Origin of the sequence: Streptococcus sp. SV2 (assembly GCF_030440175.1) — a bacterium.
Classification (GTDB): Bacteria; Bacillota; Bacilli; order Lactobacillales; family Streptococcaceae; genus Streptococcus; species Streptococcus raffinosi.
The window spans coordinates 1-25,962 of the sequence record NZ_JAQFJQ010000023.1; the positions used below are offsets into that span (position 1 = coordinate 1).

At 41.2% G+C, this 25,962-nt stretch carries 23 protein-coding genes; 2 read left to right on the top strand and 21 right to left on the bottom strand.

The window, feature by feature from the left end; all coding sequences use genetic code 11:
• Positions 1-547: 547 nt before the first annotated feature.
• The 7 genes from PCY14_RS09240 to PCY14_RS09270 form a co-directional block, all read right to left on the bottom strand.
• On the bottom strand, positions 548-1,624 hold the full coding sequence (locus PCY14_RS09240; protein ID WP_301363459.1) for an aspartate-semialdehyde dehydrogenase: 1,077 nt from the start codon (positions 1,622-1,624) through the stop codon (positions 548-550).
• A gap of 325 nt (positions 1,625-1,949) precedes the next feature.
• A complete protein-coding gene (locus PCY14_RS09245; RefSeq protein ID WP_293937316.1) occupies positions 1,950-2,816 on the bottom strand; it encodes a LisH domain-containing protein in 867 nt (288 codons plus the stop codon).
• A 69-nt stretch (positions 2,817-2,885) separates the two neighbouring features.
• Positions 2,886-4,460, bottom strand: a complete 1,575-nt coding sequence (cls, locus tag PCY14_RS09250) for a cardiolipin synthase (RefSeq protein WP_293937319.1) — start codon at positions 4,458-4,460, stop codon at positions 2,886-2,888.
• Positions 4,461-4,591: 131 nt separating this feature from the next.
• Positions 4,592-5,107: a GNAT family N-acetyltransferase gene (locus PCY14_RS09255; protein ID WP_293937322.1), complete on the bottom strand. Its 516-nt coding sequence runs from the start codon at positions 5,105-5,107 to the stop codon at positions 4,592-4,594.
• 80 nt (positions 5,108-5,187) lie between these two features.
• Complete coding sequence (gene cls, locus PCY14_RS09260; protein ID WP_192573934.1) at positions 5,188-6,738, bottom strand: cardiolipin synthase; 1,551 nt, start codon at positions 6,736-6,738, stop codon at positions 5,188-5,190.
• 88 nt (positions 6,739-6,826) lie between these two features.
• Positions 6,827-8,614 carry an excinuclease ABC subunit UvrC gene (gene uvrC / locus PCY14_RS09265; RefSeq protein WP_042771807.1) on the bottom strand — a complete coding sequence of 596 codons (1,788 nt, stop codon included), beginning with the start codon at positions 8,612-8,614 and terminating at the stop codon, positions 6,827-6,829.
• 59 nt (positions 8,615-8,673) lie between these two features.
• The gene (locus PCY14_RS09270; protein ID WP_021145149.1) at positions 8,674-9,369 is read right to left on the bottom strand and encodes a YjjG family noncanonical pyrimidine nucleotidase; all 696 of its coding nucleotides are present in this window, start codon (positions 9,367-9,369) and stop codon (positions 8,674-8,676) included.
• A 279-nt stretch (positions 9,370-9,648) separates the two neighbouring features.
• On the opposite strand from PCY14_RS09270, the gene sdaAB reads away from it, so the two are divergent.
• Both sdaAB and sdaAA read left to right on the top strand, forming a co-directional pair.
• Positions 9,649-10,320: an L-serine ammonia-lyase, iron-sulfur-dependent subunit beta gene (sdaAB, locus tag PCY14_RS09275; protein ID WP_070577329.1), complete on the top strand. Its 672-nt coding sequence runs from the start codon at positions 9,649-9,651 to the stop codon at positions 10,318-10,320.
• A 12-nt stretch (positions 10,321-10,332) separates the two neighbouring features.
• Positions 10,333-11,202, top strand: a complete 870-nt coding sequence (sdaAA, locus tag PCY14_RS09280; RefSeq protein ID WP_021147208.1) for an L-serine ammonia-lyase, iron-sulfur-dependent, subunit alpha — start codon at positions 10,333-10,335, stop codon at positions 11,200-11,202.
• Positions 11,203-11,287: 85 nt separating this feature from the next.
• Here the strand turns inward: sdaAA and PCY14_RS09285 are convergent, their stop codons facing one another.
• From PCY14_RS09285 to PCY14_RS09350, 14 genes are all read right to left on the bottom strand, one after another.
• Positions 11,288-15,199 (bottom strand): GH32 C-terminal domain-containing protein, encoded by a 3,912-nt coding sequence (locus PCY14_RS09285; RefSeq protein ID WP_301363460.1) that lies wholly within the window; start codon positions 15,197-15,199, stop codon positions 11,288-11,290.
• 254 nt (positions 15,200-15,453) lie between these two features.
• Positions 15,454-16,374, bottom strand: a complete 921-nt coding sequence (locus PCY14_RS09290; RefSeq protein WP_021145137.1) for a multidrug resistance efflux transporter family protein — start codon at positions 16,372-16,374, stop codon at positions 15,454-15,456.
• 123 nt (positions 16,375-16,497) lie between these two features.
• Positions 16,498-17,019: an RDD family protein gene (locus PCY14_RS09295; RefSeq protein ID WP_293920546.1), complete on the bottom strand. Its 522-nt coding sequence runs from the start codon at positions 17,017-17,019 to the stop codon at positions 16,498-16,500.
• A 193-nt stretch (positions 17,020-17,212) separates the two neighbouring features.
• On the bottom strand, positions 17,213-18,094 hold the full coding sequence (locus PCY14_RS09300) for a hypothetical protein (RefSeq protein WP_021151728.1): 882 nt from the start codon (positions 18,092-18,094) through the stop codon (positions 17,213-17,215).
• A 371-nt stretch (positions 18,095-18,465) separates the two neighbouring features.
• The gene (locus PCY14_RS09305) at positions 18,466-18,927 is read right to left on the bottom strand and encodes a GNAT family N-acetyltransferase (protein WP_021145135.1); all 462 of its coding nucleotides are present in this window, start codon (positions 18,925-18,927) and stop codon (positions 18,466-18,468) included.
• A gap of 38 nt (positions 18,928-18,965) precedes the next feature.
• On the bottom strand, positions 18,966-19,751 hold the full coding sequence (locus tag PCY14_RS09310; RefSeq protein WP_021145134.1) for an ABC transporter permease: 786 nt from the start codon (positions 19,749-19,751) through the stop codon (positions 18,966-18,968).
• Position 19,752: 1 nt separating this feature from the next.
• A complete protein-coding gene (locus PCY14_RS09315) occupies positions 19,753-20,571 on the bottom strand; it encodes an ABC-2 family transporter protein (RefSeq protein WP_021145133.1) in 819 nt (272 codons plus the stop codon).
• Position 20,572: 1 nt separating this feature from the next.
• Positions 20,573-21,565 (bottom strand): ATP-binding cassette domain-containing protein, encoded by a 993-nt coding sequence (locus PCY14_RS09320; RefSeq protein WP_021145132.1) that lies wholly within the window; start codon positions 21,563-21,565, stop codon positions 20,573-20,575.
• A gap of 368 nt (positions 21,566-21,933) precedes the next feature.
• On the bottom strand, positions 21,934-22,536 hold the full coding sequence (locus PCY14_RS09325; RefSeq protein WP_003094426.1) for a response regulator transcription factor: 603 nt from the start codon (positions 22,534-22,536) through the stop codon (positions 21,934-21,936).
• Entirely contained in the window at positions 22,533-23,615 is a 1,083-nt protein-coding gene (locus tag PCY14_RS09330; protein ID WP_293931088.1) for a sensor histidine kinase, read from the bottom strand. The genes PCY14_RS09325 and PCY14_RS09330 overlap by 4 nt, the downstream gene beginning before the upstream one ends.
• Entirely contained in the window at positions 23,608-24,345 is a 738-nt protein-coding gene (locus PCY14_RS09335; protein WP_301363461.1) for an ABC transporter permease, read from the bottom strand. The genes PCY14_RS09330 and PCY14_RS09335 overlap by 8 nt, the downstream gene beginning before the upstream one ends.
• On the bottom strand, positions 24,342-25,223 hold the full coding sequence (locus PCY14_RS09340; protein WP_060934014.1) for an ABC transporter ATP-binding protein: 882 nt from the start codon (positions 25,221-25,223) through the stop codon (positions 24,342-24,344). Before PCY14_RS09340 ends, PCY14_RS09335 begins: the two co-directional genes overlap by 4 nt.
• Positions 25,216-25,395 carry a hypothetical protein gene (locus tag PCY14_RS09345; protein ID WP_021151722.1) on the bottom strand — a complete coding sequence of 60 codons (180 nt, stop codon included), beginning with the start codon at positions 25,393-25,395 and terminating at the stop codon, positions 25,216-25,218. Before PCY14_RS09345 ends, PCY14_RS09340 begins: the two co-directional genes overlap by 8 nt.
• Before the next feature lie 10 nt (positions 25,396-25,405).
• Positions 25,406-25,615 carry a hypothetical protein gene (locus tag PCY14_RS09350; RefSeq protein ID WP_021151721.1) on the bottom strand — a complete coding sequence of 70 codons (210 nt, stop codon included), beginning with the start codon at positions 25,613-25,615 and terminating at the stop codon, positions 25,406-25,408.
• Positions 25,616-25,962 lie beyond the last annotated feature (347 nt).

Consider the following 25,962-nt stretch of genomic DNA (forward strand, 5'->3'; position numbering starts at 1 on the left):
GGTTTTAGAAACTTTATTAACTTTAGGAAGCGTGTTTTCATCACTCTGAACATACAAAAAGAGAAAACCTATCAGGTTCTCTCTAGATGTTAGCTTTTCGTCACCCACTACAGTTGACAAAGAGCCAAAAAAAACAGAGAGACTGAGCTCTCTGTTTGATTGGAATTGATTCGGAAATAGTATTTAAATACAACACGAAATCCTTACTGATTTCTGAATCATGGCGCAGTGGTTGATTGCTCAAAGCAATGCTTTGAGGTGGCAGATAAGACTTACGAAGTAAGTTCTTCCTTTCATGTTTACAACAGTCGTACTTCCTAATCAACTGTCCGGGGGTAGTATAAAAGTCCTGTGGACTTTTATAGCCTGAGCCTTAAATCATAAAAGCGAAGGAGAAATCAAACTCTTCGAGTTACTGATTTCTGAATCATAACGCAGTGGTTGATTGGAACTACTCATGTTTGCAACATTCGTACTTCCTAATCAACTGTGCGGGGGCGAAACTACGAAATCAAACTCTTCGAGTTACTGATTTCTGTTTCGCTCCCTATTTCAATTCAAATTTCAATTCTGATGTTGGGTGAACCAAACCACGTTCGTGAAGGGTTTCTGCGATTTGGACTGAGTTCCAAGCGGCACCTTTAAGGAGGTTATCTGAAACAACCCACATGTGGATACCTTTTTCGGCATCCAAGTCTTTACGGATACGTCCAACGAATGTATCACGTGAACCTACAGCGTTAACAGCTTGTGGGTAGACTTGGTTAGCAACGTCGTCTTCAAGAACTGCACCAGGGAAGGCTGCAATCGCAGCTTTCACTTCGTCAATTGGTGCCACTTCTTTTGTTTCAATATAGACTGACTCTGAGTGAGCTGACAAGACTGGAATACGTACACATGTTGCTGATACAGCAATGCTGTCGTCTTCCATGATTTTCTTAGTTTCGTTTGTCATCTTCATTTCTTCATAAGTATAGTCATTTTCAGTGAAGACGTCAATTTGAGCCAAGGCGTTGAAGGCGATTGGGTAGTGTTTCTTATCGCCACCACATGGCAAGATGTTGGCTTGGACATCACGTGGATTAACGCCATCATTCAATACTTCTTTCAACTCACGTTGGGTTTCAAGAATAGCTCCCATACCTGCACCTGAAACAGCTTGATAAGTTGACACGATGACACGGTCCAAGCCCCATTTTTGACGAACTGGTTCAAGGGCAACCATCATTTGAATGGTTGAACAGTTAGGGCAGGCGATAATACCGTTGTGGGCATCAAGCGCATGTGCATTGACTTCAGGCACAACCAATGGTACGTCTGGATTTTGACGGAAGTAAGATGTGTTATCAACAACTACTGCACCTGCTTTAACAGCGTAAGGTGCATATTTGGCAGAGGTTGACCCACCAGCTGAGAAGAGGGCAATATCAACGCCTTCAAACACGTCTTCAGTCGTTTCCTCAATAGTCACATCGTGACCTTTGAACTGCAAAACTTTTCCTGCAGAACGTGCAGACGCAAGGTAGCGAACCTTATCAATTGGAAGTGTTGATTCTTCCAACATTTTGATCATTTGAGCACCTACGGCACCTGTAGCACCGACAACAGCAACTGTGTATCCCATAGTTAAACCTCTTTCGGAATTTTCTATCAATTTAGTTTAGTGAATCTATTATACTACGTTTAAGTCCAGTTGAAAAGGGTAAAAAATCCAAGAATAAAGAAAAATCCCCTACCAAACGGTAAGGGATAAGAGGCATCTTTCGATGAGAGTAGCAGGTTCACACAACTACTCAAGGTCCGCTCCTGCGTTACAATCTAATGTAGACCTCCTCAGCGCAAAAGGCTCCTAAGAGCCAATCGACTCATCGCATGTTTCTATTCTAGCATAATAGGCGACAGAGTCAAGCCATGAATTCCATTAAGGTATCGTATCTTAACCATCTGCCTTATTTGCCATCATCATGACCATCTTTGTAGCCACGGAGGTATGCTGTTTTCTCTGAAGTTGTTGTGAACTTACCAAGAAGAGTTGATTCCTTTGAGTAGGAATCATAATTATCGATGCCTTTTTCGGCATCCGCAAAGCCATCTTGGTAGCCCTTGGTATAAGCGTTATTATTAACTTTTGAATGGTATGAATTTCCATAGCGATGATAAGAGCGACGGCTCATATACATCCAGAACCAAGGATTACGGATGACATCTTGTCGGTAATAACGGTCACGGGTTTGATAGTCGTCATTATTGTCAAAAATACTTTTGGCCTGTTCATCCGAAAAATCATCGTTTTGCTTTGAATATTTTTTGAGTGTCTCATCATCACTAACCTTTGCACCCGATTGAAAGTTAGATCGTTCAGAGTCATTTAGCTCAGGAGATGACATCTGTGGCTTTGTGTATCCTGAATTTGTATCCGATTTTGACTTGCTAGAACTGTTACTAGAAGACTGACTGTCTGAATGCCTCTGACTGCTACTTGATTTAGAGCTAGTATCACTGTCCGCACCCGAACTATGCGAGCTGCTAGAACTAGCGTAATTGTCATGGTCACTACTTGACTTGTAGCTCTTACTGGCCCCACTATCAGACTTAAAACCTTTTCCTGAATCACTATCATAATGATGTCCCTTGCTAGAACCAAAGCCTGATTTGGATCCGCTTCTGCTACCCCTGTTTGAAGAACGAGAGCCACCTCGTCTGCTTCGTAGAGAAACGATATTCCCAGACGTTTCTTGAGCTTGAATGTCTTGTGCTGTTGTCAAAATTAGGCCTGACACCAAGGTCACACCTAAGAAAACCATTACTTTTTTCATTAAAAAATCCCCTTATTCATCTTATGGCCTTATTATACCACAGAAGAAAAATCGGGGAAATCCGTAAAATTACATTAAAGGTCCTATCAGAGAAAAGAGATAGCCACCTAAACGATGGGCCATAGGTATTTTAGACAAACTTTCCAAAGTTACCTCCTCTGAGAGAACCTGGATTTCTTCAAAATCTTGTTCAATCTTAAGCACTTCTAGATTTTTATAAAGATAAATCCCATTTTCAAAATTTTGATAGAGGCTACGGTAGTCTGTGTTAATGGTCCCAACCACAGCCTGTTTGGCATCCGAAACATAAACTTTAGCGTGAACAAAGCCTGGTGTATATCGAAAAATACGGACGCCAGCATCTAACAAGGGTTTAAAGTAAGTAGTCGCAATATCAAAGGCATACTGCTTATCTGGAATCCCTGGCATAATGATACGAACATCTACACCTCGTCTAGCAGCAAAGGTCATAGATTGAACCAATTCATCATCCAAAATCAGATAAGGTGTCATGATATAGACATAATCGGTAGATGTATTCAGAAGATGTAAATAAACATTTTCTGCAACCTTGTGGTAGGTCAAAGGTGAATTGGCATAAGGGAGAACCAAACCCTGACTCTTGCTTTTTTGAGGTTTTTCTTGTAGATAGTGCTCCATATCTGTCTTGTCTTCTACTCCAGTCACCGTCCACATGGTCAAAAAGAGAGCTTTTAGCGTTTGGACAGCTGAACCATCTAGGCGAAGGGCTGTGTCCTTCCAATGTCCAAAACGTTGACGTTTATTGACATATTCATCAGCAATATTAACGCCACCAGTATAAGCGACCTGACCATCAATCACTGTGATTTTTCGGTGGTCTCGGTAATTGTAATAGGTTGATAGGATGGGCTTGACTGGTGAGAAGGTCTGAGCTTTAATGCCAACCTTGTGCAGTCGCTCGATATAATCGTAGGACAAGGTGGTCATCTCATTCATCCCATCAAACATGACACGAACGTCCAGGCCTTCCTTAGCCTTTTCCTCCAAGATGGCTAAAATCTCTCCCCACATGACTCCTTCATCAATGATGAAATATTCCATGAAGATATAACGCTCTGCCTTTTTCAGATCCTCCAACAAGGCTGGAAGCATATCATCTCCAAGTGGGAAATAAGTCACTTCAGTATCTCTATAAATTGGAAAATGAGCAGGACTATGCTCCAGAAAATAAGCCAGTCTTTGCAGTTGCCTATCGCTATTAGAAAGATAGTCCTCAACCTCTGGCTCAGTAGCCAAATAGTCTGAAGCCTGAACTGTTGCTTCCACAAGACGCTTTTTCAAACGTCTAACACCAAAATCAGCGAGCGAAAAATAGAGCAAAGCTGTCCCAAAAATGGGAAAGAGGGCAATAATGATCAACCAAGAAAGTTTGGAACGAGAGTCCATGGAACGATTGAGCAAATAAAAGAAGGTAAAAACACTCAATAAGTGTTCCCATAAGATAATAGATGGGAAATGCTCTTGTAGGCTAATATATGAAAAGACAAGAAAGGCCAATTCCAGTAAGAAGAACAGGAAAATAGGTACTTTGCGATTAAGAAGAATTTTAGCCCATTTAGACGGCTTCTGAGGCAATAGCCTAGCACTTATTTCTTGGGACATACAGGCTCCTTTAGAATGAAAAAAATCGGCTTTGTATTCCGACCTCTTTCAGCAATTTATTTAGTCTTAGTGTCATTCTAACATAGGTAAAAGGCATGAGCAATTAACCTGTATTATTGATAGCTAATAGCTCATTTTTCTATTTTTCTAACAGGACCATCTAAGGTCTTTTGCATCCAAACAATATCATGCCATCGCTCAAACTTGTAGCCCACTTTTGGAAAATGAGCAGCTTGGACATAACCACGTTTTTCATGCATGGCGATACTAGCCTCATTTGGAACAGCTATGCAGGCTAAGAAACGCAGAAAACCACGCTTTTTCAACTCTTTTTCAAGGGCATCGTAAAGTTGGCTTCCCAAACCTCGACCACGGGCATCTTCGTGCAAATAAATGGACAATTCTGTTGTCCAATCATAGGCTGTACGAGCATAATAGGTTGAAGCATAAGCATAGCCGAGAACTCGGCCATCCTCTTCTACCACTAGATAGGGGAATTTTTCAAGCGTCTTGCTGATGCGTGCTTCAAACTCTTGAACGCTGGGAACCTCGTATTCGAAAGTAATAGCTGTCTTTTCAACATAGGGTGCATAGATGGCCTGAATAGCTGGTGCATCGGATAACTTGGCTGGACGAATAGTTAACATCATTTTCTCCTTCGACTTCATTACCTTTATTTTAAACTATAAGAAAAGAGGGCTCAACCCTCTTCTAACAGATATTGTCACTACATCAACGGAGCAACTAATCTAGTCAATAATCCCAAAGCCTTTTGATGGAACGGCAGATTTTCAATCTCGGCGACACTAACTCGATGACACTTAGCTTTGGTCGCTTGGAAATCTTCCTCAATGGAAACCACTGATGACGTCCTATAAAGATAAGTCGCACACTCAAAGTGATGATAAAGACTGCGGTAATCCAAGTTGATTGTTCCTACAACAGCCCTACTATTGTCACTCACAAAGATCTTGGCGTGAACAAAACCGGGTGTATACTCATAAATCTTAACACCAGATGCTAAAAGTGTTGGGTAGTAAGTCTTAGCTAAGTAATAAGCTGACTTTTTATCAGGAATACCAGGCATGATGATACTAACATCAACTCCACGCTCAGCCGCAAACTTCAAAGCATGTAGTAACTCGCCATCTAAAATAAGATAGGGCGTCATGATATGAACAAAATCACGCGCATGATTAAGAATATCAATATAAACATTCTCACCAACCTTATCCTTATCCAGTGGGATATCCCCGTAAGGAACAACAAAACCAGGAGTATCAAAGGTCTCATGCTCAACCATATATGGTGTCACATCCAGTGTTTCATGTGAGTAAGTCCACATTTGAAGGAAGAGGACTAAGAAAGTATCAACCGCTGGACCCTCAACCATGAGTGCAGTATCTTTCCAATGGCCAAAGCGCTCAATCTTGTTGATATATTCATCAGCTAGATTAACCCCACCTGTAAAGGCTACTTTACCATCAATCAGCAAGATTTTTCTATGGTCACGGTAATTGTAATAGGTTGACAAGAAAGGCATTACTGACGCAAAAACACGAGATTGAATGCCAATTCTCTCCAAACGTTTCTTATAGTCGAAACTCAAGGTTGAAAATTCAATCATGCCATCATACATGACACGTACTTCCACCCCTTCTTGAACCTTCTGTTTCAAGATAGCTAGGATTTCACCCCACATCTCACCTTCGTCAATGATGAAATATTCCAAGAAAATGTACTTCTCCGCTTTAAGGAGCTGTTTCTTCATTTCCTCAAATTTGGCTTCTCCGCTTGGAAAATAGGTCGTCTTACTATGACGATAGACAGGAAAATGCCCATTAACATTTTCAAGATACTGAACCAAATTGTAGTTACTCGTGTGACGTTGCTTAAGCTCTTCGAGAGCTTTATCATCCTGTTTCAATATTCCACAACTGCGGTCAATATTGCTCTGAATCGCACGCTTCATCCCAGTATAGCCCAAATCTAGTTTTGTATAGGCTAGGAGTAAGGTTCCGATAATAGGGAAAGGTAAAACAATCAGCAACCAAGTATTAACAGCCGTTGATTCCATATCACTTTGGAAGAGATAGATGATGGCTAGAATACGAAGGACCACTTCTGTCACCTGCAGGTGCACTCTATACTGACTCAACCAAAGGTAAGACATAGCTACAACAACAAGCTGCAGTAAGATGATAAGGAAGATAATCGTAGCACGACTAAAGATACCTCGAAGAAAGCCACGACGCCCCCTATCATAAAGACGTTCAATTTTAGCTTCGTTTTTGATAGCAGGACTCCTTTCCCTTTTTAATTATTCTTATTATAACAAAAAAATGGCTTAATGAATTTAAGTTTCTTTAATTGTTATCTTCGCCTAACTTATCCAATAGGGCCTGTGCTACTTTTTCAGGAATGCCAAGGGCTTGGATATCCTCAACGGTAGCTTTTTGGATAGCTGTCATAGACTTGAAGTGTTTGAGGAGTTTTTGTTTGCGCTTAGGTCCTAGCCCCTCCACTCCATCAAGTTTGGAGCTGAAACTATTTTTACTACGAACTTGACGGTGGAAGGTGATAGCAAAACGGTGAACTTCATCCTGAATACGGTGAAGGAGGAAAAATTCCTCGGATTGCCGTGGCAAATCAATGACCTGCAAGGGATCCCCAAAGAGCAATTCGTTGGTTTGGTGCTTGTCATTTTTCTGAAGCCCCGCAACTGGGATCGAGAGATTCAATTCATTACGCAGGACATCCTTGGCCACATTGACCTGTCCTTGACCACCATCCATGATAATAAGATCTGGTGGCGTTAGCCCATCGCGTTTGACACGACTATAACGGCGACGAATGACCTCACGCATGCTGGCATAGTCGTCAGGCCCTTCAACCGTCTTAATCTTGTATTTGCGGTACTCTTTTTTATTGGGTTTCCCATTCTCAAAGACGACCATGGCGGATACAGGACTCGTTCCCATGATGTTAGAGTTATCGAAGGACTCGATGCGGACCGGTGTCGGAATTCCCATGAGTTTGCCTAGATTTTCAATGGCTCCTTGGGTCTTAGCCAAGTCTTTTTCGAGGAGATCAAATTTTTGGGTCAAACTGACACGAGCATTTTTCGCCGCTAGATTAACCAACTGCTTCTTCTCTCCCCGTTGAGGTTTGAAAATCTTGACCTCATCTCCAACTAGAGCCTCAACAGACTCTTGATCAATGTCTCCTGGAATGAAAATCTCCTTAGGCTTGAGATGACGACTATCCAGATAAAACTGACCCATATAGGTTAGGAAATCTTCCTCAGCATCATTATAATAAGGGAACATATTGACATCACGCTGAATGAGTTTCCCTTGGCGAACAAAGAAAACCTGAACACACATCCACCCCTTATCCACGTAGTAACCGAAGATATCACGGTCCTGCATGTCTTGACGGATAACCCTTTGCTTGGTCCTAAGCGTCGAAACCGCCTCAATCAAATCGCGATACTCCGCAGCACGCTCAAACTCCATCTGGTCAGACATATCCTTCATCTTGGCCTTAAGCTGATTAACGATTTTATCATCATGACCGTTTAGGAAATTCTTGACATCCTCAACCAAACCTTGCCAATAATCCTCAGTGGTGTGACAGATGGTGTGGGCATTACATTGACCAATATGGTAATAAAAACAGACCTTGTTGGCAGGATTTTTACATTTCTTAAAGGGGAAAATACGGTCCAAAAGCTTCTTGATTTCATTGGCTGCACCAGAGTCTGGATAAGGGCCGAAATAAAGACCACCATCCTTTTTGACCTGGCGGGTAATCAAAAGCCTTGGATAGAGCTCCTTGGTAATCTTGATAAAAGGATACGATTTATCATCCTTGAGGCGAATGTTAAATTTAGGCATATTCTCTTGGATGAGGTTAATTTCCAAAAGCAGGGCCTCGATATTAGACTCGGTTACGATAAATTCAAAGTCTGCAATCTCAGATACCAAAAGCTCCGTCTTGGTATCATGACTTCCACGAAAATAGCTACGCACACGATTTTTGAGATTTTTAGCCTTACCGACATAAATAATATTGCCGAATTTGTCCTTGTGGAGATAGCACCCCGGGTTGCTTGGGAGCAGTTCCAACTTATGTTTAATCAGATCATTCATGCTTTCATTGTAGCAAAAAAAGAGCTAAAAAGCTCTTCGGAATCATGGCTATCATAGCTTTACTTGGACAAAATCTTCAGGATTTCCTCATAACTTTTGACTTGATAGGTTGGAACAGCTGGAGTCTCATTGACTAGGTTACTTGGATTGAACCAGACACTATCAATACCCGCATTATTACCACCCTGGATATCAGCAGTTAGACTATCACCAATCATGAGAGCTGAGCTTGGGTGAAAATCATGGACCTGATTGGCAATTTTATCAAAAAAGTCTGTAGACGGTTTGTGGGCACCCACCTCATCAGAGATGAAAACATCGTCGAAGAAAGGTAAAATACTCGAAGCCTGCAGACGACCACGTTGAATATAGCTAACACCGTTAGTCGCTGCATAAATCTTGTGGCCACGGTCTTTAACGTTTGATAAGAAAGCATGGGCCTGAGGCAACTCCTGCCCCTGTTGACTCAAGAAATGTTGGTAACGGCCTGCTAAGTGACTACCATCAACCTCCTGTCCAAAATGGTCAAAAAGACGCGAAAAGCGCGTGCGAAGCAACTCAGGCTTAGTGATTAAACCATGATTAAGATCTTCCCACATGGAACGGTTCATGGGAATATAGTGATCCTTGTAAACTTTAAGATCTCGTGAAGCCACCCCAGCCTCTTCAAGAAGGTAGGTCAAAGCCAAATCTTCAGCACGGTCAAAATCTAGGAGGGTGTGGTCAAGGTCGAAAAGTAAATGGGTGTAGGTCATGGTATATCCTTTCTAACTGGAAAATCTTTAGGCTCTATTTTACCACAATCCAGCTACATATAAAGAAAGAAACACAAAAGGGCGACCCGCAGGCCGCCCTCTCAGATTTATGAAAAATAAGTATTGCTTACTTAATAGACTGCTATTATATCCATTGAACCTTAAAGAAAACTTAAAGTCGGTTGTTTTTTTACTATTCCTATAGATTTTTACTTAAACAGCGAATCTCTCTAATTCGTGGTATACTGAAAATACAAGATTAATCAAACGAGGCGTGTTATGAAAAATTTAAAATTTCAATCCGTTTTTGACATCATTGGACCTGTCATGGTCGGGCCTTCCTCTAGTCATACTGCAGGAGCTGTTCGTATTGGAAAGATTGTTTCTGCCATCTTTGGTGAAACACCGACTGAGGTAGAATTTCAACTTTTTAATTCCTTTGCCAAAACCTATCGAGGTCATGGGACTGATGTGGCTCTAGTGGCTGGTATTTTAGGTATGGAAACGGACGACCCTGACATTCCACGCGCTCTGGATATCGCATACGAAAAAGGCATTAAGGTCTACTGGAAAATCAACAAGGATAGTAATGCGCCACATCCCAATACGACTCGTATTACCTTAAAAAATGATAAAAAAAACATTTCTGCCACAGGTGTTTCTATCGGTGGAGGGAATATCCAAGTAACTGAACTCAATGGTTTTGCGGTCAATCTCAAGATGAATACACCAACTCTCATCATTGTCCACCAAGACGTTCCAGGAATGATTGCCCTTGTCACAGATATTTTGTCGCGATATGGCATCAATATCGCCCAAATGACTGTTACTCGGGAAAACGCCGGTGAAAAGGCCATTATGATTATCGAAATTGACTCGCACCAGTGTGATGAGGCCGTCACTGAAATCGCTAGAATTCCTCATCTACATAATGTCAACTTTTTCAGCTAAGAGGGGGATTGCATGTTTTACACTATTGAAGAATTAGTTCAACAAGCTGACCGAGATTACCAAGGTAATATCGCCAAACTCATGATTGCTACAGAGACAGAGCTAACTGGACGGGAACGTCCTGAAATCCTAGCTCTGATGGCTCGAAATCTTGAAGTGATGAAGGAGTCTGTTCAGGCTGGTTTGTCTCCTGAGAAATCACCAACTGGCTTAACCGGGGGAGACGCTGCCAAACTGGATGCCTATATCAAAAATGGAAAGACCTTGGCTGATTCTGCCGTCTTAGGTGCTGCTAGAAATGCCATGGCAGTCAATGAATCTAACGCCAAGATGGGCTTGGTTTGTGCCACACCAACTGCTGGATCAGCTGGTTGTCTACCTGCTGTTCTTACAACTGCTATCGAAAAACTGGGCTTAACCGAATCACAACAATTGGATTTTCTCTTTACTGCTGGTGCATTTGGCTTAGTCATCGCAAATAATGCCTCGATATCTGGTGCCGAGGGAGGCTGCCAAGCTGAAGTCGGTTCCGCCTCTGCTATGGCTGCTGCCGCTATTACAATGGCTGCTGGTGGAACACCTTTCCAAGCCAGCCAGGCCATCTGCTTTGTGCTTAAGAATATGTTGGGACTCATTTGCGACCCAGTAGCCGGATTGGTCGAAGTTCCTTGTGTCAAACGTAATGCTATGGGAGCAAGCTTTGCCCTAGTAGCTGCCGATATGGCCTTGGCAGGTATCACATCTGCCATTCCAGTCGACCAGGTTGTTGACGCTATGTATCAGGTAGGTTCAGCCATGCCAACTGCCTTCCGTGAAACTGCTGAAGGTGGCTTAGCAGCAACTCCGAAAGGAAAAGCATTAGCAAAAGAAATCTTTGGTTGATTTTTTAGAATAATCACAAAAAAACTTAGAAGTATGAATGCTTCTAAGTTTTTTCTTCTTATACAGCCTTTTCAACGTTTTGATCTTAGCTGAATAGCCATTTTGTCAAAAAGTGCCATGTTTCTTTGGCAATACTTGCAAGAAAAGTTGAGAGACTAAATGCGTTGAATTTTTTGAGAAGGTTCTCAACTAGTGGAGTGACAGTCTTAGGTGTTTCCACTGGAGCCTTACTTTCTTCTTCCTTACCAGTATTATCCTGAGATGGATTTGGTACTGTACTTGTATTGTCATGGCTATTATTTTGTCCAGTTGGTTCAGGCTCTGGAGCAACCTCAGGTTGATGCTCAGGTTCATCTAGTTTATTTTCCGGACTTGGTTCTGGACTAGGTTGTGGTTGAGGATCAGGTTTGATCGGTTCGTCAGTGGTGTCACTGCTTGTGTTTGTCATTTTTTCAGTAACGAAGAAGTTTTTGAATTCTACTGCTCCATCCCAAAGACCGACACCTACATGGGCTTGATTGAAGTAATTATCCACGGCATCAAATTGATGATGGAGCACTTCCTTACCATCGACATAGACTGTCATGGTGTCCTTGCCCTTTTCAACCTTGACGTGGTGGTACTGACCATCATTGATTGCTTTATCCAGATGAGCTTCAGCGATGGTTTCAGCACCAAAACGGAAGAGACGTACAGTATCGTTGTCAGCAAATTGGACAGAGTAGGCACGACCTGGTTCTTCACGTTCCGCAGCTACAAAAAGGTTGACCAAACCATGTTGGTATTTGACATCGATATCATAGTCAAATTGCTTGAAGCCATTACTTTCATAGGCCATGAAGAAGTCATTGGCACTGACATTGCTGTCGTAAAGGGTATCGTCATCAATATACCAATTACCAGTGACAGCTTTCAAGCCTTTAAGGTTGGTCGCAAAATTATTGAGAGTGATGGCAATCTTAAAGGTCTTACTCAATGAAGGATTTTCAACTGAGGTTGCTGTAACAGTGAGATGACCTTTATGAAGAGCTTTGAGAGAAAGTTTATTGTCATGTTCAGTATAGGACACCAAACTTGGATCACTGACCGTCCATGTCACATCTTGCTCTTCAGAAGCGGGTGCGAGGTAAACCTGCAAATCCTTACTTTGACCAACTTCGAGGGTCAAATCACCTGCAACTGTGGTGTTCATGGCAACGGCCTTAGTGACTTCCTTCTTGTCAGTCCAAGTACTCTTAATTGGATAAATAGCAATGTTTGCTTTAGCTGGACCACCTTCAACCAAGACACTTGCTCCAACGGCTCTTGGACTTGGGAAAATCTGGTTAGCACCTGCCACCGTATTACCCTTAGCAAAGACTTCCACACTCGCACGATCCACATAAAGATGCAAGTCAATAGAACCATCTTCATTGCGAGTCACTTGTTGGCTATTCACCTTAGCAAAGGCATCAGAAAGAATCGTACCAGATTGGCTACGGTCAATAGACAAAGTTTCCTTGGTTAAATCGTAAACGACCTTTGTAGCTTGACCATCACCGACGCGAAGGTTAAAGCCAACTGCTGTCGTGTCCTTCCCTGGTACAAAGTGAGAAACCACTTCATAAGTGTCACCTGTGAAATCTTTAAGCAGTTCATTGTCAGAAGCTACTCTGACATTTTCAAAATACTGGGCATTATCTGTATCACGAAGGCTTTCATAGGCCTTAACAGGTGTTTGTGTTAAGAGGTAACGGTCGCCTGATTTAACCAAACCAAGGTCAAGGTTAAGGTTAAAGGTACCATTAAATTTTTGACCAACAGTATCTGCAACCAGATTGCAATAATCTTCCCAAGTGTTCATCCAGTTGATTTCAGTCAATTGAGGGATGTTTGGATGCTCAGTTGTCCCAAAATCATGAACATAGTAAGTCATGGCAGCATAGGAATCCTTACCAAAATTCATGATTTCGTCATGGTCTTGGTAGACATCATCAGCTACAAAGGCCCACTTGCCATCCACTTGTTTAAAATCACCAACCTTGTAAGAACGACCACCACGTGAGAGAACCCACTTGAGAGCCCCATCATTGGCTACAATCGGATAGAGGTCAGGGCATTCTGTATGCAAATCCTTGTAGGTTGTTTCAACTTGCCAGTTCTTCAAGTCTTGTGAAGAATAAATGCGGAGTGGACCACCAGCAAGGACCATAAACCATTGGTTATCCCAGCGGAAGACCTTAGGGTCACGGAAATCTTGGTTTTGAAGTGGGTCCTGAGACCAGTCAGCAACTACTTTGTCATATTTTTGCCAAGTTCTCCCCTCGTCCTCACTATAGGCAATCTTAATCCGTTGCCCATTACCATTTGAAGTGATAATAGCTACTAGGCCACCTTCCGGAGATTTGAAGAGGCCTGAGCTATTGGTACTATCAACCACGACAGAGCCTGAGAACATGTGACCTGTTGCATCTGGATAGAAGGCTATCGGCTCTTCATCCCAATGTAGCAAGTCTCGGCTTGTCGCATGGGCCCAGTGCATTGGACCCCATTTGGTATCATCGTAAAATTGATAGAAGAGATGGTAACGTCCCTTGTAGAAGACCAAGCCATTAGGGTCATTAGCCCAGCCATCCTTGACAGAATAATGATACTGATTACGATAAAGCTCGTTGTAATACACATCATCACTTTGTCTACGGTGGATATTAACACGATAAGTCAAGGTCACAGGACGACCAAGCGAATCGGTCACACTACTTTCAATAATAAAGTAATTAGCACCTACAGCCACTGGCAATTGTGAAATATCTGTGTAGACATTTCCCTTGGCATCCTCTACCTTGATAACAGCATTGGGATTATGCTTAGTGATGTCAAAGCCTACTGTCTCAGCATTGTGTCCCACATATTGGATATGGAGTGGTTCTTCAGAGAAGAATTGGGCTTGTTTTTCAACAGAACCTGTCTTTGAGGTCACCACAAGATTGTCAATCAAAGGAAGACTGGCATCATCAAGATTAACATAGCGGGTGTTTTTGAAAATGACATTGGCATTCCAATTAAGAAGTCCAAAGTACCCTTCTGGAAGGACTTGAGGTTGACCCTTGTCACTTTTTTGAAGGACAGCATCACCTGTACTTGCGACAAGCACATCATTGACATAGTAAGAAAGCCACTGATTAGCCGCAACTACTCTAAGATTGTAGGTTTCATCGGCAGTCGGTGTTACATCTTTTTCGTCTACAAGTTGAATATCATGATTATTGACCCAACGCCAAAACTTAACCTTATGGTTACCAGAGTCTACGTTGACCCCGTACATATTTTTATCGCTACTATCATTGTTACCACGGAAAATGAGGGCAGCTGCACCACCAGCTTCCTTGAAGGTTACATCCGTTGAATAGATAAAATTCTTGCCCTCGGATTGAGAATAAAGGAAAGAGTCTCCCTTGTCTTTGGCTTCTGAATGAATACCATCAGCCTGCATTTCCCAGTGGCCATTTTGGTCTGCGGTCATCCCTTCTAGATTGGTAACCGCTTCATTATTAGGCAAATCCGTTTTTTCTGCTGTCACATGAACAGGACTGGTGCTATTCGTTACAACTGGAGATTGTTCTTGACTGGTCTGATTCAAATCGGCTTCTTGCGCTTGGTTAGTCACTTTCTCAGCCTCACTAGCCTGTGTTTGTACTTCTTTTGACTGGTCAGGGCTAGGCTGAGTAGGATTCTCTTGAGCTGTTTTAGCAGATTCGGAAACAAGGGACGGGCTAGGCTCTACCACTTGGGGGACTTCCTTGGTCGTGCTAGGAGCAAGCTCTGCTTGAGGGGTAACTTGATGGTCAGTTTGAGCTACCACTTCTTGAGATACTTGGCTCACAGTTGCCTGTTCCACTTGGTCCGCATAGACAGGACCAGCCAGGGCCAAACCTGCAAAACTTACCAAGGCACAGCCGTAGACCCAAGTCTTCCCACTTTTGCGCATAAACCAATTTTTACAAACAGTATCATTCATGACTCTTCTCCTTCTTTAGAGCAACATTAAATGTTAACTCAGTTTTCATGAAAATTCAAAGTCAATACATTCGCCTTTATTAATAAGCCTATCAAAGTTTCCGGAAATATCTTTAGGGTTTACATTAAAACGGTAAACGCTTACTTTTAATATCATTATATCACTATAATCTGAAAATACCATCTTTTTCTGTAATATTTTTCATATAAATAAAAAACTTCCGAATTTTCCATTCGAAAGTCTCATACTTATGCTTAATCTGAGCCTGTTAGCAGGCTATTTCCAATAATACCAATGGTTACAATAGCAATCCCAAGGAATCCCAAAAGGCTAGGTAGACTATCTCCGAGGAAGAGGCAACCACCCAAGAGGGTAAAGAGAACTTCACCAGCCTGAGTAGCCTCAACTACTGCCAGTTGCTTATGGTTATGCTTAACCAGATTAGTCGCCTCGAAGAAAAGCAAGGTTGCGACAACTCCAGAAAAGACAGCTACAATTAAAGATTGTAAAATCTGTCCCCCTGATGGAAGTCCAGAATCCGTTACAGCAAAAACTGATAAGATCACCCAAAAAGGCGTACTCATCAAGGTCATCCCAAACACGCGCTGCGTCGTTGAAAGCTGATCCTCTTTACAGTGGACCATCATCTTACGATTGCCCAAAGGATAGGCAAAAGCAGCCAGTAAAATCAAGAGACTGGCACGAACCACACCGCTACCAAGACCACTACCAAAGTAAGGAATCTGGATGAGAATAATACCTAAAAGGATAACCAATGTCATAAGCAGTTGCTTACCAGGTACCCTCTGACCAAAGAGAGGTGTCAAGAGCAGACCAGCTAGAATGGTAATCTGCCAAGTGGCTGCCACAAACCAGGACTCACCATAAATGGAGGCTAGAGACAGTGGCCCATAGAAAAGCCCAAAACCAACCGTACTCCAAATCAACCAAGTCAGGGGTGCTTTCTTAATGGCAGACAGAACACCTACCAGCTCACCCTTACGCCAGGCCAAAACAGCCAGCATAGGCAAGCTAAACAAATAGCGTAGACTAGCACTCCACATCCAGGACCCACCTGAAAGGTTCATACTACGGTTGAAAATAAAAGTAAAAGCAAAAAAGAGAGCACCAAGAATACCATACCAAATCGCCCTCGCAAATTGAGATTGTTTCATAATTGTAAACTCCTGTAGATTCTATTATACAGTAATTGAAGCAATAGAAAAAGGAGGTCATTATGATGACTTCCTTAGTTTCGTTTCAATTTTTACTTATGGACCAAGTAAACAATCTATATTTTATTCACCTTTTAGTTGCACTTGCGTATGGGCTAGCAGGTCGCCAAGATGCCTCTTATCTTTTCTAAACATCGTCATTGCCAGTAAGGAAACTGCGAGGAGAGTCGCCGAAATAGAGAGGATAATGGACAATACATCAAAATTACTATAGAAACCATGAATCGTGCCCATATGACCGAGTTGCCAAGGTAAAAATTTAATGGTATTTCTGATCAAGCTAGCCTGAACTGTTTTTTTCTGGTAGACCAGTTGAAGTCCTGCTTTTGTCTTCCCAAAACTCCCATTTTTTGCATAATCCAAGAATGTGAAAAGGAGCATGATTGGCAAAACAGAGGTGAAAAATACAAGCCACTGCGACTGAATTTCTGTAAACTCTGGGACGCCATTAAAAAAAATAATGTATATAAGCATAGAACCTAAAAACAGAAGAGCTAAATAAGCTATAATAAAAAGATAATCGAATAGAAATTCAATCATTCTTTTTTTAAACGAAATAGGATTGATTGCTATAATTTTCATCATCGACTCCCCCTTTCTCATCTCCTATTATAACATTTTTAATATTCTAAATAATATTTGAAAAGAAAATCTGCTGGCTAGCACCCTCGCAAATTGAGATTGTTTCATGACTGTAGACACCTATTATTGCTCTATTGTACAGTATTTGGAGCAATAAAAAAGGAGGCCATTATAATGACTTCCTTGGGTTAAGTTTTCACTTAAACTTGCCCTTATGCTTCTTCCCATACCATTTTTCTGCTGACTTGCCTTCCCAGTCACGGTATTCTTCAGGATATTTCCATTTGTAGTAGGCTTGCAACATATAGGGAAACATGAAATAAATTTCAAAGGCAGCAATTAGTATATTGCACACTAGGAATAAAAATAGAACGCTTAATCCTCCAATCAGACTATCTGCATTTCTTATTGAATCCGAAAATATCGTACGAAAAATTATCCAGAGTGCTACGACTATTCCACCATACTTGACAATGAACCTAAATACTCTATTAAACACTCTATCGGTCGGACTCTCTATTTCAGTACCACCGTATAATAAATTTAGCAATGAGGTAGACTTATCACGTATCATATAAATGATTGTGAAAAGAATTAGTCCTTCAAAAACAAACATTCCCACATAGCCAACAAGACCATAAAGTAAATTCATCAAGAAAAGATTAAGTTCAATTAGCAGCCATATTATAAAAGAAACCATAAAATGAAACTGACCTCTATAGATCAAAATGAACTGTTGGTTGAATCGCTTTCCTAATATAATCAGTAAAAGCCATATTGCCAACCCCATCCAAAACACCCAGTAGGGAAGAAAATTAACCTCGGATAGGCCTACTGTTAAATCTTTAGGATTAGCATGATAAAATAAATAATTATTTAAAGCAACAATCAACCAATTGGGACCCATTATAAATAAGATTGTCAAAATCACTAACCAAACATACGACTTAAAGGTCCCTCTATATTTTTCTTTTTTTAGAGCATCCTGATAATTTTCCTGTGCAAATTTTCCTGAGACACTATCATCTAATAGATTTAAACTCTCTTCAAAACTTGCTTTAAAGATTGATTTTTTCATTTTTACCTTATCAATAATTCCTTGTGCTTTTTAGGCACTTCCAATTAATCTTTATTTCGATTGGTTAAATCATAAAGAGCGAGACAGACCTTTTTAGTTTTCTCAGCTAGTGTAGAGTCTGTGGTTAACTGAGCCTCTAGCTATTCTCTGGACAAATCAGGATCTATCTGCACGATTGAAAGAATGAGATAACTCTCAAAAAGTTCTTATATTTCTGCTTTAATTCCGTCTGACTGATTGCTTCTCTAGCATCCTTTATGACAGCATCAAAATCTCCTGACCTAAGCTTTACGAGTGCCTTGCTCTACCAACTGAGCTAAATTGGCTAACACTTTTATAGTATAGCACTCTCAATTTTTTGTCAGGAAGTTTTAAACGATTTTCTTTATCAAAATCTGGCAAAGATTTTGGGGATCCCATAGTTGAGGAAAAATCTCTAATTTTTTAAAACCAACACTTCGATAAAAGACATTTGTTCGGTCATAATCTTTATTTGAACCTTCTGCCACTGTTTTTACCTGTAGGTAGTCCACTTGTTTGCCTGCTTCTCTTTCTATAGTCGTAATTAATTTCCTTCCAATTCCTTGACCTTGATAAGCTTTTTTTACGCCGAGACAATCAATCTCTGCACACTCTTCACTAGAATAGGACAAGCTTACAAATCCAGTCAAATCACTCTCCTGATAGGCTGCCCAAACTTGCAAATCTTTGGCTCCTTCGATGTAGGCTTGCGTGCTTTCAGGTATTCCAAACCATTCTGGCAAATCCTTTAAAACCTCATCAACAACTGCCATTTTTTGATCTTCATCCTTGACTTCTTCAATTGTAAACATCATAAGTTCCTTTCTTGATTTTAGTCTTACTTTCCCCCTTATGATCCAGCACTTTCGTAGGCATCCAAGCCCCTATCCCAGAGTTTGAGGGAAATGAAAAAGAAGACAAGGGAAATCAGAATCAAACCACCGATATTAAAGAGCCCATTCTTACCCTGCAAGAAATAACTGGCAGGATAGTAAGCCGTAAAGGCAAATGGCACGATAAAACTGATCAACCAACGAAGGAGCGAATTGTAAATGGAAATCGGGTACTTGGCAAAATCATTGAACATATAAAAAATATAAATCATGGCGCCTGACTGTTTAGTCCAAAAAGCGATACTGGCTGTCGCTATTTTCAAGGAAGTATAAATCAAGGTAGCAAATGGAATACAGACTAGGAAAATCAGGAATTTGGGAATCGTCCAAGCAATGCTTGATACTGTTGTTCCCAATAGAATGCAACCGACCAAAAGTTCCCCCAAGGCATCAATCTGAAAGGTCTCAACCAGAATATGAAAGAGAGGGTTGATAGGACGAGTCAAATACTTGTCAAATTCCCCTTTTCGGACTAGTCGTTGACCTAAGGCCCAGAGATTGTCAAAAAAGAGATGGTCCAATCCCTTGGGAATCAAGGAAAATCCGTAGATAAAGGCAATCTCTTGAAAAGTCCAACCTTCTAGGGATGGGATATGTTGAAAGATAACATTGAGAAACAAGAGGTTCAGACCTTGAGTCAGAAAGACTCCCAAGACACCTACCACAAAATCCACCTTGTATTCCATGATTTGCTTGATGTATTGTCTGATAAAAATCAGATGCATGCGTTGATATTTTTTCATACTAACCTCCTTGAATAGTGATAAATGACTGGACTCGTTTCCAAATCAACTGAGACAAGCCCACCATCACTATAAGCCAGAAGATCTGGAGCAAAAGCGCTTGAAGAATCTGACTGGCATCGTATTTCCCAACAATGATCATAACCGGAGTGTAAATCAAGGATGAAAAAGGCAAGAAGGAGAGAATAGCTGAAACCACCTTTGGAAAGAAAGCCAAGGGAATCAAACTTCCAGACATAAAGGCCACTATGGAAGTCTTGAGTAGATTGGAACCCCAAAGATTTTTAAAGACAAATGCTGAAAATCCAAAGCAGATGTTAAAGAAAAAGTTAATTAGATAGGCGAGCGTTAAGCTAAAAAGATATAGAACAGTTAATCCCAGCACTTCTACAATCCCTTGCCCAGACAGGATTTTCATCAAAATAATGACACTTAAAAATGGCAGTCCAACAGAGATAAAAATCAACCACTTGGAGCCAAGTTCGGTGAAAAGGTAAGAGGCCGCAAAATGCACTGGTCTCAGCAAGCGCATGATAATGGAGCCATCCTTGACCTCCTCCCCAATCATAAAGGAGCTATCAGACCTGGTCAAGAGATTGGTCACAAAACTCATGATGATGTAGAAGGTGATATCTGCCATACTGAAGCCCTGAATCAAAGGCTCCTGGGAGGAGTCAAACACAGCCTTCCAGAGATAAAAGGCCACAAAAGCTCCCATGACATCGCCAATCCGATAGAGAATAAAGTTGACTCGATAGGTAATCAACTCCTGAATCCCTGCATTGATAAAGGGTTTATACCGTCTCCACAATTTGACCATCTTAGAGCTCCTTTCGATAGAAGCGACGGATAATATCTTCAATATCCGTATCTACCATCTTCAAATCACGGACTTCAAAATCAGATAAGGTTTGCTTGATAATATCGGCCGACTGGTAGCGGGAACTATCGAATTCAATATTGAGAGTATTTCCTTGTCTATCGATGGTCATATCAGGCAAGCCTTCATAATGAGAGATGAGATGACTTTGACCTGGTATCAGATCGAAAGAGAGAGTCTTCATCTTGCCAAAGGTTTCCTTGAGCTGGCTAACCGTTCCATCAAAAATCTCTTGCCCCTTATCAATCATAAAAATCCGATCACAGAGTTGCTCAATGTCACTCAGATCGTGAGTGGTCAAGAGAATAGTTGTTTCTTCCTCTTGATTGATTTGAGTAATAGCCCGGCGAATGTTATCCTTGACCGACACATCCAAACCAATGGTCGGCTCATCTAAAAAGAGAACCTTGGGATTGTGAAGCAAGGAAGCCGCAATATCCGCCCGCATCCGTTGACCTAGTGAAAGAGTCCTCACAGGATCCTTGATAAATTCCTTCAAATCCAAAACTTCATTCAAAAAGTCCATGCGCTTATGGAAAAGCGAGTCCGGTACATCATAGATTTCTTTCAAAACCGTGTAGGTCTCTTGCAGTGCCAAGTCCCACCATAGCTGAGTTCGTTGTCCAAAAACAACCCCAATATCCTTGACATAATCCTGGCGATTATCCTGTGGAATCTTGCCATTAATCCGACAAAAACCAGATGTCGGTTTCAAAATTCCTGTCAGCATTTTAATGGTGGTCGACTTCCCAGCACCATTTGCCCCGATAAAACCTAGAATCTGCCCCTTGGGCACCTCAAAGGTCAAATCCTTGACCGCTTCAAAGGTCTGCTTTTCAGGATGAATAAAGGAACGCAAAGCCCCCTTCAACCCCGGTTCCTTGACTGTCTTCACAAAATTTTTCTGAAGATGTTTCACTTCTATCATTGCCATATCTATCTCCTACAGTAAAAAATCAACAAACCGTGTCCTCTAAACACAAAAAGCCAATTTCTCATCTCCTAAAATCTGCCTTCTTTATCACAGCAGAAGACCTCCGTATTACTCTATTATAAAGCAGTTAAAAAAGGAAACCAAGTGTTATTCTCGAAAAAGAGAAAATAGTTTTGATACTTGAAAAAATCAAAACCACCCGTCTAATTCACTAAACAAAATGACACAATTCAATAATTCATCAAAGCCTCTACATATTCCTGTAGAGGCTCATTTCAGCTTCTCTCATTCTTGCTTGTAAATGTTTAGATAGATTATAAGCCACAAAAAAGCCACCATATGGTGACTTAATTCTTATCTATTTCTCCTCATCCCAACCAATCTTTTTCTTTGGCAATGCGGACGGCTTCTGTTCGGTTGCCTGCATCAAGTTTAGTCAGGATGGCTGTCATGTAATTTCGGACAGTTCCATTTGAAAGAAAGAGGCTTTCAGCGATTTCTTGGTTGGTTGAACCTTGGGCAACCATGGCCAAGACTTCTTGTTCACGTTGACTGAGTGGATTATTGTCAAAGGCGACACCTTCGACAAGCTCTGGTGAGTACTCCTTTTGACCTGCTAGGACGGTATGGATGGTCGCCATGAGGTCACTGATGGAACGCTCTTTGAGCACATAGGCATCCACCTGGGCTGCAAGGGCTCGTTTAAAATAGCCTTTACGTTTGAAGGTGGTCACAATAACGACCTTCGTTTCTCTTTGGTTGGCACGGATCCACTCAAGGACATCAAGGCCTGTTTTAACTGGCATTTCAATGTCTAAAATGGCTACGTCGACTTCTTCTTTTTCCAAGAGAGCAATGGCTTCTTGACCATCACTGGCCGCATGGACCTCTTCGACATCATCTTCCAACATGAGAAGTTGGCAGAGGGCATCCCTCAACATTGACTGGTCTTCGGCAACTAATAATTTCATGCTTTTCTTCCCTCTTTCAAATGCACACGAATGATTGTTGGATGCGATTGTGACAGGATTTCCAAGTCTCCATCTACCAAACTGAGACGCTCTCTGATACTGTGTAGTTCTTGTCCTGTGACTTCCTCAAATCCGCAACCATCATCTTCAAACTCAAGAACAATACCATGATTACGGTTTAGACGAATCTGACAGCTATCGGCCTGGCTATGTTTGATGACATTATTAGCCAGTTCACGAAGCACCATGGACAAGGTAGACTGACTAACGGGTGACAGGCTGTCTAAATCAAGGCTACTATCCACGGTCAGGACGATATCAGATAGGTCAAAGAGCCGCTCAAGTTCCAGTAGCTCCTCGGCCACCGTTCGGTACTTGAGCTTATTGACAATCTCACGCACCTCATACATGGAGTCTCGGCTAATCTGGTTCAATTCTTCCAGATTCTTTCTAGCAGCTTCATACTGCTCCTTGTCCATCTGTTTCAAAGCCAACTCGGTTTTAAGACTCATCATGGCAAAGGTATGCCCTAAGGTATCGTGCAAGTCACGACCAATACGATTACGTTCATTTTCAGCTGATAGGATATTGATGGTACGGTTGGCTTCTTCCATCTTTCTCTCCTGACGTATACGGTTTTGAAAATAGTACATTCCCAACGAAAAGAGGAGAATAGCCATAGACATGAGGTGGGTACCCAAATCGTCTGTCAATAGGAAGGATGATAACGTCAAAATCAAGAGTGTCGCTAGAAAGGATAAGAAGCGATAAGATGATATGCTATCCTCAAAGCGCCAAACGAGAAGATTGACGTTGAAAAAAATAAACCACATCATCCCCCCCTGGAAGGTCAGGGTCATAAAGATAATGTAAGCTAGAGTGTAAAACCACAGAAAGGGAATCCACTTACTATAAGCTTTTTTCAAATATACCATCAGGAGATAAGCTATGGTAAACAGTCCAGTCAAAACTATGGTCCAAACTGGAAAATACCCACCAAAGACTCCCAATACTGGAAAGACAAGGAAAATCAGACTAACAAAATAAGCGAAATCATTTTTCTGGTAAGTTCTAAACATGGTCACTTTCTCTGTAAGATTTAATAAAAAGGGCTAAGCCTGTAGCTATTGTAGCATAGACCAAGATAAAAATGAGTGATTTCCATGAAAATTCCCCTTTTTTTGCGAAATTGACTACCAACTGATTGATATGGTAGATAGGTGTCCACTCCGAAATGTGCTGAACCCATTTTGGAAACAAGGTTACTGGCATCCAAGAACCACCAATAATAGCTAGACCAAGAAAGACGATATTTCCGACGATAGCCATGATTTGTTGAGATTTAATTTGGGCCAGGAGTAAGCCAAAGGATAGGAAGACTAGACTTGACAAGAGTAAAAGAGCACCTGAACCGAGCCAATGTGATAATGGCATCTTAACATCACGCACAAAAGCTCCTACACAGAAAGTCACTAGGATGGCTACCATAAAGTTCATAAGAACTCGAAAGATTTTAGAGAGGTAGTAGGCCTGAATACTGATTTTTGAATGTTCGATGTAGGTTAGCCAATGATCGGTTTGATCCTCTCTAAGCATGTAGGGGAAGGTAAAGAAACCAAAGCTAGACATAGAAAATCCAGTCATGGTCAACATATAGGACAAGATAAAGGCTTTTTGTGATTCAGGGTCAGGACTCATTTCCATACCTGAATACAAGAGGAAGAATCCGACGGGCATTCCGATGGACATGATGAAGACTGGCCAACTGCGCCATGTTTTTATCCATTCGATTTTAAGTAGTGCTTTCATGACTTGTCCTCCCTTGTGCTATCAAATAGGCTATCTAAAAGTGTCTTGTTTTGAATTTCAATGTCAGAAATGCGACAGCCTTGAGCTTGTAAACTACTCCACACACTTTCAATATCTTTAGTCATAAAGGTTACAACATCACGTTTTTCAGTCACATCATAAATGGCTGCCAGTTTGTCAAGACTTGGCGCAAAGCGACTTGCTAAAGTGACTTGTTTTTCCTTTTCCTCGCTACGCATAGCATGTGGCGTAGTATCCCTAATGAGTTTCCCCTGATGAAGGACCAAAATGCGGTCAGCTGTGTGCTCGACTTCTTCGATATAGTGGGACGAATAAAGAATAGTCACACCTGACTTTTTCAGATCATTGATGATTTCCCAGAAACGTTGGCGTGTCGTAGTGTCCATCCCTGCTGTCGGCTCATCTAAAAAGAGAATGTCAGGCTTGCCAATTAGACAGAGAACAAAAGCAAGAAGACGTTTTTGTCCCCCTGAGAGTTTGTCCGCAAACTGCTGATACTGATCGTCTTTGAATTGTAAGAGCGCTTGAATCTCTACTTTAGATAATCCATTCTCAGAAATATCTTGGAAAAAAGCAATCAGTTCCTTGACTTTCAATTGCGAGGGAATGGTATTTTCTTGGAGAAGGACCGCAATTTGATCTTGCGCTTTCCCCTTTTTACCCTTGATAAAGACTTGACCGCTACTGGCTTTCTTATCACCAAGAATACAGGACATCAAGGTCGTTTTACCAGCACCATTGGGACCAATTAAAGCAAGACAATCACCTTGTCCTACCTCAAAGCTAATATGGTCTAAAATCGTTTTCCTTTTGATTTTTTTGACAAGATTTGTGACTTGAAGGATTGTTTCACTCATGTGTGTGATTTCCTTTCTTTTGGTAGAAGGCTAGAAAAACATAACAAGTTGCAACTGAGACGCCCATAACACTGTAGAGAATATCACTGCTGCCATGAAGTAGGACATAAGCAAAGAGGATGGTCCAAATTGCCGCTAGGAGCATGATGCTCAGTATTTTCAATAGTTTCATGCTGGGCCTCCTAGTTTTTCAAATCATTTATGACAAGGTCGATAAAACTTTTAGCCATAGTGATGAGAATGTAGGCTGAGATAGACAAGCCAATAATCATGCCAAGATTTGAGAAGATAGCTTCAAAATTGCCTCTTTCAAAGATGTCAGTAAACATGCTAAGTCCAGCAAAGATAGTTCCGATAACTGCGTAGATAAGGTAAGATGTTTTGATTTTCATGAGATGACCTCTTTCGTTTTTATTATTTCTAAGTTATGACTAAAGTATATCTTTTTGGTCACTCTCTTTTTAGCACCAGATGTCATGACATGATATGACATTTGTCATGTGACATAAAGGCAAGAAAAAGAGCTGACCTTTCAGTCAACTCTAACTTAAGTTATAAGCAAAAGGAAGTTCATTCGTCATTTTGACACTATTCGTTTCTAGCCAAGAAATTAGGCTCTATAATTTCTGTAGTGGGTAAAATCACTATAGAGATTATAGAGCTTTTTGAATGCAGACAAAAAGTCCCATAAGAACTATAATGAAAAGCAACCAAACCATCATTAGGAAGAACTTATGAG